Genomic DNA, 202 nt, shown 5'->3' on the forward strand with positions numbered 1-202 from the left:
GGCAAGCACATCAGCAAGTACATCAGCCTCAACAAGTGCAAGTACGTCGGCTAGCACGTCAGCTTCAACAAGTGCAAGTACATCAGCTTCAACGAGCGCAAGTACATCAGCAAGCACGTCAGCGTCAACAAGCGCAAGTACATCAGCAAGCACGTCAGCGTCAACAAGCGCAAGTACGTCAGCAAGCACATCGGCTTCAACG

At 52.0% G+C, this 202-nt stretch carries 1 protein-coding gene; it reads right to left on the reverse strand.

Features of this window, described 5'->3' with window-relative positions:
* The coding region (locus tag ADF68_RS11145; protein WP_049548300.1) for a hypothetical protein at positions 1-202 on the reverse strand (202 nt) is incomplete at both ends.

The sequence above is a fragment of the Streptococcus pseudopneumoniae genome (assembly GCF_001068775.1).
In the GTDB taxonomy this organism is placed as follows: domain Bacteria; phylum Bacillota; class Bacilli; order Lactobacillales; family Streptococcaceae; genus Streptococcus; species Streptococcus pseudopneumoniae_N.